The organism is Pseudomonas sp. SDO524_S393 (assembly GCF_054071875.1).
This window is the reverse complement of the sequence record NZ_JBSVVZ010000015.1, coordinates 1-14001: the sequence shown is the minus strand read 5'-3', so window position 1 is coordinate 14001 and position 14001 is coordinate 1. Positions and strand designations below refer to the sequence as shown.

Here is a 14001-nt window from a genome sequence, read left to right as displayed (position 1 = left end):
CACCCTTGTAGACCGTCCTGCCCACCCCCATATTGGGGCGACTGACGCGTGAAGGAATCCAACTTGAGCGAACTTCTCAACCGCCGCCTGGCCCTGCTCGGCAAGCGCGAACACCTCTCCCTGCTGGAGCAGTGCCTGCACGGCATCGAGCGTGAATGCCTGCGTGTCACCGGCGAAGGTCGGCTGGCGCAAACGCCGCACCCTGAAGCCCTGGGCGCCGCGTTGACCCATGAACAGATCACCACCGACTACTCGGAATCGCTGCTGGAGTTCATCACTCCCGCCCTGCCCAACCCGGCCGATACCCTGAGCAGCCTGGACAAGATCCATCGCTTTGCCTACACCAAACTGGGCAGCGAGTACCTCTGGAGCCCCTCGATGCCGTGCCCGTTGCCGGCCGAGGAAGACATCCCGATCGCCTACTACGGCACCTCCAACATCGGGCAGCTCAAGTATGTGTATCGCAAGGGCCTCGCCCTGCGTTACGGCAAGACCATGCAGTGCATCGCCGGGATCCACTACAACTTCTCGTTGCCGGAAGAGCTGTGGCCATTGCTCAAGGAGACGGAAGGGTTCGTCGGCACTGACCGCGACTACCAGTCCAATGCCTACATCGCGCTGATCCGCAACTTCCGCCGCTACAGCTGGTTGCTCATGTACCTGTTCGGTGCCTCGCCGGCCCTGGACGCGGGCTTCCTGCGCGGTCGCGCGCATCAGCTCGACACGCTGGACGCCGACACCCTGTATCTGCCGTACGCCACCAGCCTGCGCATGAGCGACCTGGGTTACCAGAGCAACGCCCAGGCCGGCCTCACGCCGTGCTACAACGATTTGAACAGCTATACCGACAGCCTGCGCAAAGCGGTGGCAACGCCCTACGCGCCTTACGTCGAAGTCGGCACGCACAAGGACGGCGAGTGGGTACAGCTCAACACCAACATCCTGCAGATCGAAAACGAGTACTACTCGAACATCCGCCCCAAACGTGTGACTTACACCGGCGAGCGGCCCATCCAGGCGCTGATGGCCCGTGGCATTCAGTACATCGAAGTGCGTTGCCTGGACATCAACCCGTTCCTGCCGATGGGCATCGACCTGACGGAGTCACGCTTCCTCGACGCCTTCCTGCTGTACTGCGCGCTGAACGACAGCCCATTGTTCGCCGACAACGAATGCGGCAATGCCACCTCCAACTTCCTCAGTGTGGTCAAGGAAGGTCGCCGCCCCGGCCTGCAATTGCAACGCAACGGCCAGCCGGTGGACATGAAGGAATGGGCCACCGAGCTGCTGGAACGGATTGCCCCGCTGGCCGCCCTGCTGGATGAAAGTCACGGCATCACCGAACACAGCCAGGCCCTGGATGCCCAGCTGGCGAAGGTCAAGGATGCGTCCCTGACCCCGTCGGCCCAGGTGCTGGCGGCGATGGCCGAGCGCAAACAGAGTTTTGCGCAGTTTTCCCTGCACCAGAGCCAAGTGCACGCCGAGCATTTCCGCAAGGAACCACTGGCGGCCGAAGAGCAGGCGCGCTTTGAAGCCTTGGCGCGCACGTCACTGGCGCAACAGGCGGAGCTGGAGCAGAACGAAGTCGGTGATTTCGATGTGTTTGTCGGGTCGTACCAGGCCAGCATCCTGGCCATCAGCAACTAAAGCCTGACGCCCGCTGTGAGGCTTGGCTTGTGTGGGAGCTGGCTTGCCTGCGATGCAAACAACTCGGTGTATCTGTGATACCCCGGTGATGCTATCGCAGGCAAGCCAGCTCCCACATTTGCTCTCCCGGCCTGAAGATCAGCTTTCACTGTTCTCCTCATAAGCTAATTCGAAAATGTTATTTATTTTCGAATTCTTAGATCATTTAGTCTCCTCACACGCCGATCCTCGGCCGCCTGATTGAGGAGCTTCCCCTTGAAACTGTTAACCCCTCTGCGCCTGCTGGCCGCATTGTCCCTGGCCGGTGCCAGCCTGTTTGCCCAGGCGGCGGATGTGACCATCGCTTACCAGACCACCGTGGACCCGGCCAAAGTGGCCCAGGCCGACGGGGCCTACGAAAAAGCGACCAACGCCAAGATCGACTGGCGCAAATTCGACAACGGCGCCGACATCATCGCCGCCATCGCGTCCGGTGATGTGCAGATCGGCTACCTCGGCTCCAGCCCGCTGACCGCTGCCATTACCCGCAAGGTACCGGTGGAAACCTTCCTCGTCGCTACCCAGATCGGCGGCGCCGAAGCCCTGGTGGCGCGCAACGGTTCCGGCATCAACAGCCCGCAGGACCTGATCGGCAAGAAAGTCGCGGTACCGTTCGTCTCCACCGGCCACTACAGCCTGCTGGCCGCGCTGAAACACTGGAACATCGACCCGTCGAAAGTGACCATCCTCAACCTCGCGCCACCGGCCATCATCGCCGCCTGGAAGCGCGGTGATATCGATGCCACTTACGTGTGGGATCCGGCTTTGGGCGTCGCCAAGGAAAACGGCAAAGTGCTGATCACTTCCGGCGAACTGGCCAAGTTCGGCGCGCCGACCTTCGACGCCTGGATCGTGCGTAAGGATTTCGCCGAGAAACACCCGGAAATCGTCACCGCCTTCGCCAAAGTCACCCTGGACGCCTACGCCGCCTATCGCAAAGACCCACAGGCCTGGATCGCCGACAAAGGCAACGTCGACAAACTGGTGAAACTCTCCGGCGCCAAGGCCAGCGACATCCCGTTGCTGCTGCAAGGCAACGTCTACCCGCTGGCCGCAGACCAGGTGACCCTGCTGGGTGCACCCACCACCAAGGCCGTGACCGATACCGCTGCGTTCCTCAAGGAACAAGGCAAGGTCGAAGCCGTTCTGCCGGACTACGCCCCTTACGTCAGCGCCAAGTTCATTACTAACTGATCAGGAGTTCATCGCGATGGCCTTGCTACAGCTGGAGCGCATCAGCGCACAGTACCCAGGCGCCACAGAACCGGTACTGTCAGACATTTCACTCGACCTGGGGCCCCAGCAATTGCTGGTGGCCCTCGGCCCGTCCGGCAGTGGCAAGACTTCGCTGTTGAACCTGATTGCCGGCTTTGTCGAACCCTCTGCCGGGCGCATCACACTTGATGGCGTGCCGGTCAAAGGCCCCAGCGCCGAACGCGGCGTGGTGTTCCAGGACGATGCGCTGCTGCCCTGGCAGGACGTATTGGCCAATGTCGCCTTCGGCCTTGAGCTGGCTGGCGTGACCAAGGCGCAACGTGACGTGCGCGCCCGGGAAATGCTCGCGCTGGTCGACCTGGCCGGCTTCGACAGCCGTCGCATCTGGCAACTTTCCGGCGGCCAGAAGCAACGTGTCGGCCTGGCTCGCGCCCTGGCGGCCGACCCTCGCGTACTGCTGATGGACGAACCCTTCGGCGCCCTCGATGCGTTTACCCGCGAGCAGATGCAGGAGCTGTTGCTGCAAGTCTGGCGGCGCACGGCCAAGCCGGTGTTCCTGATTACCCACGACATCGAAGAAGCGGTGTTCCTCGCCACCGACCTGATTCTGCTGGCGCCCAACCCGGGCCAGATCGTCGAGCGCCTGAGCCTGGACTTCGGCCAACGCTACGCCGCCGGCGAGTCGGCGCGAGCGATCAAGTCCGACCCGCGCTTTATCGAAACCCGTGAACACGTGCTGGGCAAAGTGTTCTCCCAACGGCAGGTGTCCGCATGAGCAGCTACGAACTCCCCGCCACCGTCGCCAAGCCGGTGGCATACGCAGTGATCCCGGTGCGTCGCAGCCTGAGCACGCGCTGGATCAGCGTGCTGACCTTGATCGCACTGCTGGCCCTCTGGTGGGCCGTGACCGCCACCGGTCTGATCGAACCGCTGTTCCTGCCGCCGCCCGCCGCCGTGCTGCAAAAAGGCTGGTTGCTGGCGACTTCGGGTTATATGGACTCCACCCTGTGGCAACACCTGGGCGCCAGCCTTGGCCGCATCGGCCTGGGCCTGGGCTTTGCAGTGCTGACCGCCGTACCCGTCGGCATTGCCATCGGCTCCAACCGTGTCGCCCGGGGCATTCTCGACCCGCTGATCGAGTTCTACCGCCCGATCCCGCCGCTGGCCTATCTGCCGCTGATCGTGATCTGGTGTGGCATCGGCGAGCTGTCCAAAGTGCTGCTGATCTACCTCGCGATCTTCGCGCCGATCGCCATCGCCACCGCGACCGGCGTGCGCACGGTCGACCCCGCCAAGCTGCGCGCGGCGCAATCGCTGGGGGCCACCCGCGCCCAGTTGATTCGCCATGTGATCCTGCCGAGCGCCCTGCCCGACATCCTCACCGGTATCCGTATCGGCCTGGGAGTGGGCTGGTCGACACTGGTCGCCGCCGAGCTGATCGCCGCCACCAGCGGTCTGGGCTTTATGGTGCAGTCGGCAGCGCAGTTTCTGGTCACCGACGTGGTCGTGCTGGGGATCCTGGTGATCGCCCTGATCGCCTTCGCCATGGAAATGGGCCTGCGCGCCCTGCAGCGCAAACTGGTGCCGTGGCATGGCCAGGCACACTGAGTGAGAACCGCATGAACAGCTTGATCGTTACCCCAATAAGCACCGCCCTGGGCGCCCAGATCAGTGGCGTCGACATCACGCAAGCGCTGAACACCGAGGAGCGCGACGCCATCGAACAGGCGCTGCTGACACACTCGGTGCTGTTCTTCCGCGGCCAGGCCATCAACCCGCAGCAACAGGCGCGGTTTGCGGCGAACTTCGGTGATCTGCACATTCACCCGATCTACCCCAACGTGCCGGAACAGCCCGAAGTACTGATCCTCGACACCGCCGTCACCGACGTGCGCGACAACGCCGTGTGGCACACCGACGTGACGTTCCTGCCCACCCCGGCCCTCGGCGCGGTGCTCAGCGCCAAGCTGCTGCCGGCGTTTGGCGGCGACACCTTGTGGGCCAGCGGGATCGCGGCCTATGAGGCACTGTCCGAGCCGTTGAAACGCTTGCTCGAGGGTTTGACGGCGACCCACGACTTCACCAAGTCGTTCCCGCTGGAACGCTTTGGCAACACCGCCGAAGACCTGGCGCGCTGGGAAGAGACCCGCAAAAAGAACCCACCGCTCTCACACCCGGTGGTGCGCACCCATCCGGTGAGTGGGCGTAAATCGTTGTTCGTCAGCGATGGTTTCACCACCAAGATCAACGAACTGGAACCGGCGGAAAGCGAGGCGATTCTCAAATTGCTGTTCGCCCACGCGACCCGACCGGAATTCACCATTCGCTGGCGCTGGCAGGAAAACGACGTGGCGTTCTGGGACAACCGCGTGACCCAGCACTACGCGGTGGATGACTACCGGCCGCAACGGCGGGTGATGCACCGGGCGACCATCTTGGGCGACGTACCCTTCTAAGCCACACAGAAAATCAACTGTAGGAGCCGGCTTGTGTGGGAGCTGGCTTGCCTGCGATAGCATCACCACGGTCTAACTGCCACACCGAGGCGCCCGCATCGCGGGCAAGTCGAATCGTCGCACCGCCGCTCCCACATTGACCGCGTACGCCCTTTTTATTCAGCCGTAGACGGCTTTTCCCACAAGTTGATCCCGCCTTCCTTCGCGTACCCATCGATTTCCGCCAGTTCTTCTGCGCTGAAGCTCAAGTTCTTCAGGGCTCCGACGTTTTCGATGATCTGCTCGGGCCGGCTCGCGCCGATCAGTGCGCTGGTTACCCGTGGGTCACGCAGGGTCCAGGCCAGGGCCAGTTGGGCCAGGCTTTGGCCGCGACGCTTGGCGATTTCGTTCAGCGCGCGAGCGTGGGCGATGTTGGCCTCGGACAGGTGCTTGGCCTGCAACGAGCCACCCCCCGGGCGATTCACTCGCGAGTCGGCTGGTACGCCGTTGAGGTACTTGTCGGTCAGCACGCCCTGAGCCAGCGGCGTAAAGGCGATCACCCCGGCACCGAGTTCGTCGGTGGTGTCCAGCAGGTCTTTCTCCACCCAACGGTTGAGCAGGTTGTAGGCCGGCTGATGGATCAGCAACGGTACTTTCCACTCCTGGAGCAGCGCAGCGATTTCGCGGGTTTTCACCCCCGAATACGACGAGATCCCGATGTACAACGCCTTGCCCTGTTGCACGGCAGTGGCGAGGGCACCGGCGGTTTCCTCCAGTGGAGTGTCGGGGTCAAACCGGTGCGAATAGAAAATATCCACATAGTCCAGGCCCATGCGTTGCAAGCTCTGATCCAGGCTCGCCAGGATGTATTTGCGCGAACCGCCGCCCTGGCCATAAGGGCCCGGCCACATGTCCCAGCCGGCTTTGCTGGAGATGATCAGTTCGTCGCGGTAGTGCTTGAAGTCCTCGCGCAGCAGGCGACCGAAATTGGTCTCGGCGCTGCCGTAGGGCGGGCCGTAGTTGTTGGCCAGGTCGAAGTGGTTGATTCCCAGATCAAACGCCGTGCGCAACAGCGCGCGCTGGGTGTCGATCGGAGTGCTGTCGCCAAAGTTGTGCCACAGGCCCAGGGACAGTGCGGGTAGCACCAGCCCACTGCGGCCTACGCGGCGGTAAGGAATAGATTCATAGCGGTTTTCGGCAGCAATGTAAGTCATCGAATCCTCTCTTGAACTTAGGGCAAATAAGGCCCGGAAATAAGCTTATTCCCGGGCCTTTCAAGCAGCTGAATCGCTTAAGTATGCCGTTCCGTTCTACAGCAATTTCCTACCAGAGTGGAACGACATAGCTGACATAGAGGCGATTTTCGTCTTGTACGGTGGCACCGGTGATGTCCGGGCTCGCATGGGCATTTTTCCAGGTCACGCCCAGGCCTTTGAGACTGCCGGTCGGTACCTGATACGCCACGGCAATGTTGCGTTCCCACTCGCTGGTGGTGCCCTGCGCGGTGCGGATGTCATCACCGTGGGCATAGGCCGCCGAGAACGACAGGCCCGTGAGCCCCAGCTTACCGAAGTCATACTTGTACTGTGCAAGCCATGTGCGCTCACCGGCGTGTTGAAATTTATTCAACTGCATGTTGGTCAGCGCTGGAGTGTCGGCGCCCGACCCCGGGCCCTGGCGGTTATCGCCGCTGTTCAAGCCAGAATCCAGGTACGGGAAGTCGCTGTCGCCGCTGTTTTTCTGGATGCCAAGGCCGATGGTGTGACCGTCCAGGCTGTAGCTCTCGAGCAAACTCGCGGTGGTCTGGTTGATGCGGCCTTTGCCCGTGCCGTCGCCGTACAAGCCGGCCGCCGCGAAGTCTTTGTCGCCGTCGGCGTTGCCGCCCACACCCAGGCTGCGGAACACCCGGATATCGGTGTCGAGGGCGCCGACCGGCAAGGCGTCATGGTGTTTGGCCCCCAGGAAGAACTGCTGGTAATAATCTTCGAGGTTGGAGTACCACAGGCTCACGGTAGTGTTCTGGATACCGGTGTAATCCGCCCCGCCGAACAGGAAGCGATCGCTCTCTTTGGTGCCGCCGGCGGTGATCATGCCCTGGTCGCCGGTTTCGTTGCGAATCTTGGTCTTGAAGATATCGCCACCGGTGAAGGTGAAGTCGGTGAGGTCCTTGGACACCAGTTGCACACCGGTGTTGGTCTGCTGGTACAGGCGGCCATCGGTGTTGGCCAGCACCGGGTTATTGCCGTAGAGCGTGCCGACGCGCAACTCGTCCTGGGCGAAGTGCATCTTGAAGGTCGGGCTCAGCACGCCGAACTGATCGACCGACTTGCCGTTGTGCAGCGGGAACATGCTGCCGGGGTAGCGGCCCTGGTGATCGTGGTCGTTGAGATCGCCGCCGGAATCCAGTTTCAAACCGTAGAACGCTTGCAGGTCCAAGCCAAAACCGACGGGCCCCTCGGTGTAGCCGGACTTGAAGTTGAACTCGAACCCCTGGCCCCAATCCCGAATGCTGTGGGCCTTGGCATTGCTGTTCACCACATCACGCCCCTGCTGGTTGAGATAGCGATTGAGCAGGGTCACATCGGCGTGGCTGTCGTCGATAAAATCGGCGTGGGCAGACAGCATAAAGCTCGCCATGGCGGCACCCACCACGGGGCTTAAAAACGTCTTCATTGGTACCGGTCTCCGTCACTGTTCTGAAATGAAAGCGTCAAACGCTTCACACAATTACGCAGTGGCCAGATGACAGTTGCGCGTCAAAACGGCGCCCCACCGAATGAAATTAACTTTAAGAAAGCCTTTAACTACGCGGGTTAGCGGGCTTTTTCGAAGACTTCGGCCAGCCAATCGACAAACACCCGCACCCTCGGCGACATGTGTCGGTTGTGCGGGTAAAGCACCGACACCGGCATGGGCGGCGGCGGTGTATCGGTGAGGATTTCGCGCATCACACCCTGCTCGATCAACTCGGCCATGCGGTAATGCGGGCACTGGATAATCCCCAATCCGGCGACTGCGCTGGCGGAGTAAATCTGCGCGCCAAATACCGACAACGCACCCGGAATACTCATCTCGCGCAACTGCCCGTCCACCATGAACTCGAACGGAAACAGCTTGGTGGCCGTGCGCGAAACGTAATTCACCGCACGGTGCCCACTCAGCTCCGCCAGGCTTTTGGGCTCGCCGTATTTGCGCAGGTAAGAGGCGCTGGCGCAGGTCACTTGGCGCAAGGTCGCCACGCGCCGACCGATCAACGTGGAGTCGCCCAGGCTGCCTGCGCGCAATACACAATCGACCCCTTCGGCAATCAGGTCGACAAAACGGTCGGCTTCGCTGATCGACAACTCGATCTCCGGGAAACGCGCCATGAATTCCGGCAGCGCCGGGATCAGAAAATACCGGGCCAGCGCGCCATGCACGTCCACCCGCAGACGGCCCTTGGGCGCGACCGTGCGAAACGCCAGTTCGGCCTCTTCCAATTCCGCCAACAATTGCACACATCGCTGGTAATACGCCTCGCCATCCAGGGTCGGGCGCACGCGGCGGGTGCTGCGCTCCAGCAAACGCGTGCCCAGCCAGGCTTCGAACTGGTTGAGGGTATGGGTGAGCGTCGCGCGCGGCAGGTTCAGGTCATCCGCAGCTAGAGTGAAGCTTGAGCGCTCGTAAATGCGCACAAACACCTTCATCGCTTTGACTTGATCCACGCTGCACTCCTTCCCTTTGATTGTTGGCGATTATTGAACAGTCAAGGCAACTCTGGCGCATTTATCGGCCTGGGTAAACATGTGAATCTGCTTCCACACCCAGTCACTACCCCCGAGGACTTCACACCATGACTCGTCAAGTCGCAATTATCACTGGCGCTTCCCGCGGTATCGGCGCTGTGATCGCCAAACAACTGGCCGCCGACGGTTACGCCGTGGCCATCAACTACGCCAGCAGCGCCACTGAAGCGTCGAAACTGGTGGTGGAACTGCGTCAGGCCGGCCACCAAGCCATAGCGATTCAAGGCGACGTCGCCAAACCCGCCGATATCAAGCGTCTGTTCGACGAGACCGAAACCCAGCTGGGCAAGGTCGACGTGCTGATCAACAACGCCGGCATCCTCAAGGCGCTGCCCCTGGCCCAGCACAGCGACGAACTCTACGACCAGAATTTCGAGATCCACACCCGTGGCACATTCAACGCCCTGCGCGAAGCCGCCACTCGCCTGAATGACGGCGGGCGCATCGTCAACTTCTCCAGCAGCACCGTGGGCCTGAACTTCCCCGGCTACGCCGTGTACATCGCCAGCAAGGCAGCGGTGGAATCCCTGACCCAGGTGTTTTCCAAAGAGATGCGTGGCCGTCGCATTACCGTCAACGCCGTCGCCCCGGGCCCTGTCGCCACCGAGCTGTTCCTGCATGGCAAAAGCGAAGAACAGATCCAGACCATGGCCAAGATGCCGCCCCTGGAGCGCCTGGGCCAACCTGAAGATATCGCTCGTGTGGTGTCGTTCCTGGTGAGCCCGGCCGGTAGCTGGATCAACGGGCAAATCCTGCGCGCGAACGGCGGCCTGGTCTGAAACCCCTTGGAGGACAACCCCATGAAATCGATCGTCTTGATTACCGGCGCATCCAGTGGTTTTGGTGCACTCACTGCCCGTGCCCTGGCCAATGCCGGCCACACGGTATACGCCAGCATGCGTGAAACCGAAGGGCGCAACGCGCCGCAGGTGGCCGAGGTGCAGCGCTATGCCGAAGAACATCAAGTGGACCTGCGCAGCGTCGAGCTGGACGTCGCTTCCAGCGAGTCCGTGGACGCCGGCGTGGCCAAGGTGGTCGCCGAGTGCGGACGCCTGGATGTGATCATCCACAATGCCGGGCACATGTCCTTCGGCCCGGCCGAAGCTTTCACACCCGAGCAGTTCGCCCAGCTGTACGACATCAACGTATTGAGTACCCAACGGGTCAACCGCGCGGCGCTGCCGTACCTGCGCAAGCAGGGCAAGGGCCTGGTGGTGTGGGTGTCTTCGAGCAGTGCCCGGGGCGGCACCCCGCCGTTTCTGGCACCGTACTTCGCGGCCAAGGCGGCGATGGATTCCCTGGCAGTGTCCTATGCCAGTGAGCTGACGCGCTGGGGCATCGAAACCTCGATCATCGTGCCGGGCGCGTTCACCAAAGGCACCAACCACTTCGCCCACTCCGGCAAACCTGCCGACCAGCCGCGCGTGAGCGAGTACCAGGACGGCCCTTACGCCGGCGTGGCGGACGCCGCGCTGCAAGGTCTTGCGGCCCTGGAACCGGCCGATGCGGATGTGGGTGAAGTGGCCAAGGCCATCGTCGAGATCGTCGACCTGCCGTTCGGCACCCGGCCTTTCCGGCGGCATATCGACCCCTCTGAAGACGGCTGCGAAATCGTCAACGGCGTGGCCGACCGCGTGCGTGCCGAGCTGTTCTGGAAAGTCGGCCTGCAAGACTTGCTCAAGCCGGTCACTCAGTGATCAATGGAGGCGTGCGATGAAGCTGCTGATCCCTGCACTCGCTCCGCTCTACCGCCTCGCCGAGCCCCTGGCCTTCGCGCTGTTGCGCGCAGGCTTCGGGGTGATCATGGTGACCCACGGCCTGCCCAAGCTGCTGGGCACCGCCCACGGGTCGATGGCGGATCCCATGGCGGCCTCGATCAACCTGATCCAGAACCGCCTGCATCTACCGGAGCCCGAGCTGATCGGGCTGCTGGTGGCCTTGCTCGAAGCCGGCGGCGGGCTGCTGTTGATCATCGGCCTGGGCACACGCCTGATCGCCGCGCTGATCACCGTGCAGATGCTGACCATCGCCTGGTTGCTGGGCCCGACCTGGCCGTGGATCGACCGTGGCATCGAATACCCGGTGTTGATGGCGCTGCTATCGTTCTACCTGGCGTTTCGTGGCGCGGAGCGTTATTCGCTCGACCGGGCATTAGGGTCTGTATGAAAAGTCTTGAGACGAAGGTCAGGCAAGGCGAAAGCAGCCGAGGAAGCGGAGTTTACGGATTGTAAATGAGCATTCCGAGGCTGCTTTCAACGCAGCATCACCGAGTATCAAGGCTTTTCGTACAGAGCCTAGGCAAGGAGCTTTGAAAATGCACACAACCCTGGTGATCACCGCAGGCCTGATCCTGCTGACGCTGATGCTGTTTATCGGGCAGAAGCTCGGCGTGAGCCGCAATGGGCTGGCCTATAGTTTTGTCGGCATCTGGCTGGTGGCGGCGGTGGTCAACGGCGCGGTGGGCGTGATCACCGCCGGCCAGCCCCTGATGACGGAGTTGGTGATCGGCAGCGTGGTGTTCGGCACGCCACTGGTGGCGCTGGCCCTGTTCATCAGGGCCTGAGCCTCACCGCACCAGGTGCAGAAACTGCAAGTGCCGCTCGTACTGATCGAGGATGTCGTTGATGATCTGCTCCTTGGTGTAGCCCACCAGGTCATAGTCCTGGCTGCCCTCGCTCAAGTGCACTTCCGCACGGTAGTAACGGCGGTTGTTGATCTCTTTGGAACCCATGCCGCCCCGGGCGAACGACGGCGTGAAGTAACCGCGCATTTGCACCTGATACACGAACGGATGCTCCTCGCCGTGGCCGATTTCCAGGCTGACGCTGTCATTGGCCGGGTCGGGCTGTGTGATCACATTCAGGCCCTTCTCGACAAACACCGCCGTCACCTCTTCGATTGCCGGACGCACCGTCGAATCGAGGAAACGGTACACCTCATCCCGCGACGGAAAATGCACTGCCTGGCTCAGACGCTGACGCCAGCCACCACGCCCCTTGCGCGCCGCAGAAATCGGCGCCAGCGAATGCAATTGGGCAATCTGCTTCTGCGACTCCAGATAGAACGCCTTGTGCAGTCCCCACATCATCAGCAGCAGAATCATCGAGAACGGAAGCGAAGTCAGCACCACCGCAGACTTGAGCGAGTCGATGCTGCCCGCGAACAACAGCGCACTGGTGACCAGCGCGGTCATCGCGCCCCAGAACACCCGCAACCACTTCGGCCCGTCTTCGTCGGCGTTGCCGCCCTTCGACGATAGCGTCGACAGCACCACGGTGCCGGAGTCGGCCGACGTCACGAAAAACACGAAGCTGATAAACACTGTGACGGCGATGACCGTCTTGCTCCACGGGTAGGTTTCCAGCAGCAGATAAAGACTCATCGACGGATCGTCAATGGCCGATTGGCCCAGCGCGACCAGGCCATGGTTGAGCACCTGATCGATGGCGCTGTTGCCGAAGATCGACATCCACGCCAGGGTGAAACCCAACGGGATCAGCAACACGCCGAACACAAACTCGCGGATGGTCCGGCCTCGGGAAATACGCGCGATGAACAGGCCCACGAACGGCGACCACGCGATCCACCAGGCCCAGTAGAACACCGTCCAACTGCCCAGCCAGTCGCTGGGTTTGTCATAGGCGTAGACGTCGAAGCTTTTGGTCGGCAGCGCGCCGAGGTAGTCGCCCAGGTTTTGGATCAGGGTGTTGAGCAAATGCTGGGTGGGCCCGGCGAACAGCACGAACAGCAACAACGCGCAGGCCAGCAGCATGTTGATGTCGGACATCACCCGTACGCCCTTGTCGACCCCGGAAACGGCCACCAGGATCGCCGCGCCCATCATCAGCGTGATCAGGCCGACCTGAATCCACTGGGTGTGCGCCACGCCGAACAGGTAATCGAGACCGGAGTTGAGGTGCAGCACGCCGAAGCCCATGTCGGCCCCCAGACCGAACACCGTGGCAATGATGCCGAAGCCATCCACCGCATAACCGATGGGCCCGTTGATGCGCTTGCCGATCAGCGGGTACAACGCCGAACGCAACGCCAGCGGCAGATTATGCCGGTAGGCGAAATACGCCAGGGCCATGCCGACAAACGCAAACACACCCCAGCCATGCAGGCCCCAGTGCAGAAACAGAATCTGCATGCCCTGGCGCGCCGCTTCGGCGGTCATCGGCGCACCTTGGGGCGGCTGCACCAGGTGGGTCAAAGGCTCGGACACGCAAAAGAAAAACAGCGTGATGCTGATCCCGGCGGCGAACAGCATGCCGGCCCAGGACAGGTAACTGAATTCGGGCTCGTCGTGGTCGGCACCGAGTTTTATCTTGCCGTAGCCCGATAACGCGGTGACCACCACGAAGACCAGATACAGGGTCATCGCCAGCATGTAGTACCAGCCGACCGTGTTGGCCGCCCAGTTTTGCGCGGCCAACAGCCAGGCACCGGCCTGCTGTGGAATCGCGATGACCGTAACGCCGAACAGCAGAATCAGCGTGGCGGCGAAGTAAAACACCGGTGCATTCATGCGCACCAGGCCGCTGGAAGGGGTAGACGATGCACTCATGAACGATGCACCCCGGGGGTGGGAAATGGGGCTGTAAATAACGGACTCAGCAAAGGTAAGCCTCCTGTTGTGAGCGGGCAGCGAACCACCGATTTAACTTGAACGAGCATTCAAGTTAAACATGGATGGGCGGTTTTGGACTAATCGCAGGGCTGAGTGGTAGGTAATTCCTACACTAGCTCAAGGAAGGGTATGACGGATCAGGATGGCAAATCGTTCAGCGACTTCGGTGTGAAACGCTCACAAACTTGTGGGAGCTGGCTTGCCTGCGATAGCGCTGGATCAGTCAGCACATCACTGGCTGAAAGACCGC

The 14001-nt window shown here is 61.8% G+C and carries 13 protein-coding genes; 9 read left to right on the top strand and 4 right to left on the bottom strand.

Annotation, left to right across the window (positions count from 1 at the left end):
• Positions 1 to 63: 63 nt before the first annotated feature.
• From gshA to tauD, 5 genes are all read left to right on the top strand, one after another.
• Positions 64 to 1647, top strand: a complete 1584-nt coding sequence (gene gshA / locus ACW9IB_RS09050; RefSeq protein WP_457366317.1) for a glutamate--cysteine ligase — start codon at positions 64 to 66, stop codon at positions 1645 to 1647.
• A 255-nt stretch (positions 1648 to 1902) separates the two neighbouring features.
• Complete coding sequence (gene tauA / locus ACW9IB_RS09045) at positions 1903 to 2880, top strand: taurine ABC transporter substrate-binding protein (protein WP_457366316.1); 978 nt, start codon at positions 1903 to 1905, stop codon at positions 2878 to 2880.
• Between the two features lie 16 nt (positions 2881 to 2896).
• Positions 2897 to 3676 (top strand): taurine ABC transporter ATP-binding subunit, encoded by a 780-nt coding sequence (gene tauB, locus ACW9IB_RS09040; RefSeq protein ID WP_457413307.1) that lies wholly within the window; start codon positions 2897 to 2899, stop codon positions 3674 to 3676.
• Positions 3673 to 4509 carry a taurine ABC transporter permease TauC gene (tauC, locus tag ACW9IB_RS09035; RefSeq protein WP_457413305.1) on the top strand — a complete coding sequence of 279 codons (837 nt, stop codon included), beginning with the start codon at positions 3673 to 3675 and terminating at the stop codon, positions 4507 to 4509. Before tauB ends, tauC begins: the two co-directional genes overlap by 4 nt.
• 11 nt (positions 4510 to 4520) lie before the next feature.
• On the top strand, positions 4521 to 5357 hold the full coding sequence (gene tauD, locus ACW9IB_RS09030) for a taurine dioxygenase (protein ID WP_457413304.1): 837 nt from the start codon (positions 4521 to 4523) through the stop codon (positions 5355 to 5357).
• A 155-nt stretch (positions 5358 to 5512) separates the two neighbouring features.
• Here tauD and mgrA read toward each other — a convergent pair whose 3' ends face one another.
• From mgrA to ACW9IB_RS09015, 3 genes are all read right to left on the bottom strand, one after another.
• On the bottom strand, positions 5513 to 6550 hold the full coding sequence (gene mgrA, locus ACW9IB_RS09025) for an L-glyceraldehyde 3-phosphate reductase (protein ID WP_457366312.1): 1038 nt from the start codon (positions 6548 to 6550) through the stop codon (positions 5513 to 5515).
• A gap of 109 nt (positions 6551 to 6659) precedes the next feature.
• Entirely contained in the window at positions 6660 to 8009 is a 1350-nt protein-coding gene (locus ACW9IB_RS09020; protein WP_457366311.1) for an OprD family outer membrane porin, read from the bottom strand.
• A 140-nt stretch (positions 8010 to 8149) separates the two neighbouring features.
• A complete protein-coding gene (locus ACW9IB_RS09015) occupies positions 8150 to 9040 on the bottom strand; it encodes a LysR family transcriptional regulator (protein WP_457366310.1) in 891 nt (296 codons plus the stop codon).
• A 128-nt stretch (positions 9041 to 9168) separates the two neighbouring features.
• Between ACW9IB_RS09015 and ACW9IB_RS09010 the strand changes: the two genes are divergently transcribed.
• The 4 genes from ACW9IB_RS09010 to ACW9IB_RS08995 all read left to right on the top strand — a co-directional run bounded on the left by ACW9IB_RS09010 (position 9169) and on the right by ACW9IB_RS08995 (position 11684).
• Entirely contained in the window at positions 9169 to 9900 is a 732-nt protein-coding gene (locus ACW9IB_RS09010; protein WP_457366309.1) for an SDR family oxidoreductase, read from the top strand.
• Positions 9901 to 9921: 21 nt separating this feature from the next.
• On the top strand, positions 9922 to 10818 hold the full coding sequence (locus tag ACW9IB_RS09005) for an SDR family oxidoreductase (protein WP_457413302.1): 897 nt from the start codon (positions 9922 to 9924) through the stop codon (positions 10816 to 10818).
• A gap of 16 nt (positions 10819 to 10834) precedes the next feature.
• Positions 10835 to 11287 carry a DoxX family protein gene (locus tag ACW9IB_RS09000; RefSeq protein ID WP_457413300.1) on the top strand — a complete coding sequence of 151 codons (453 nt, stop codon included), beginning with the start codon at positions 10835 to 10837 and terminating at the stop codon, positions 11285 to 11287.
• 148 nt (positions 11288 to 11435) lie between these two features.
• A complete protein-coding gene (locus tag ACW9IB_RS08995; RefSeq protein ID WP_457413298.1) occupies positions 11436 to 11684 on the top strand; it encodes a hypothetical protein in 249 nt (82 codons plus the stop codon).
• A gap of 3 nt (positions 11685 to 11687) precedes the next feature.
• Here the strand turns inward: ACW9IB_RS08995 and betT are convergent, their stop codons facing one another.
• Entirely contained in the window at positions 11688 to 13649 is a 1962-nt protein-coding gene (betT, locus tag ACW9IB_RS08990; protein ID WP_457366398.1) for a choline transporter BetT, read from the bottom strand.
• Between the last annotated feature and the right edge of the window lie 352 nt (positions 13650 to 14001).

Coding starts and splice junctions, on each gene's coding strand:
- ACW9IB_RS08995 (WP_457413298.1), top strand. CDS start 11,436: ATGCACACAACCCTGGTGATCACCGCAGGCCTGATCCTGCTGACGCTG.
- tauC (WP_457413305.1), top strand. CDS start 3,673: ATGAGCAGCTACGAACTCCCCGCCACCGTCGCCAAGCCGGTGGCATAC.
- ACW9IB_RS09020 (WP_457366311.1), bottom strand. CDS start 8,009: ATGAAGACGTTTTTAAGCCCCGTGGTGGGTGCCGCCATGGCGAGCTTT.
- tauB (WP_457413307.1), top strand. CDS start 2,897: ATGGCCTTGCTACAGCTGGAGCGCATCAGCGCACAGTACCCAGGCGCC.
- tauD (WP_457413304.1), top strand. CDS start 4,521: ATGAACAGCTTGATCGTTACCCCAATAAGCACCGCCCTGGGCGCCCAG.
- ACW9IB_RS09000 (WP_457413300.1), top strand. CDS start 10,835: ATGAAGCTGCTGATCCCTGCACTCGCTCCGCTCTACCGCCTCGCCGAG.
- ACW9IB_RS09005 (WP_457413302.1), top strand. CDS start 9,922: ATGAAATCGATCGTCTTGATTACCGGCGCATCCAGTGGTTTTGGTGCA.
- ACW9IB_RS09010 (WP_457366309.1), top strand. CDS start 9,169: ATGACTCGTCAAGTCGCAATTATCACTGGCGCTTCCCGCGGTATCGGC.
- mgrA (WP_457366312.1), bottom strand. CDS start 6,550: ATGACTTACATTGCTGCCGAAAACCGCTATGAATCTATTCCTTACCGC.
- betT (WP_457366398.1), bottom strand. CDS start 13,649: ATGAATGCACCGGTGTTTTACTTCGCCGCCACGCTGATTCTGCTGTTC.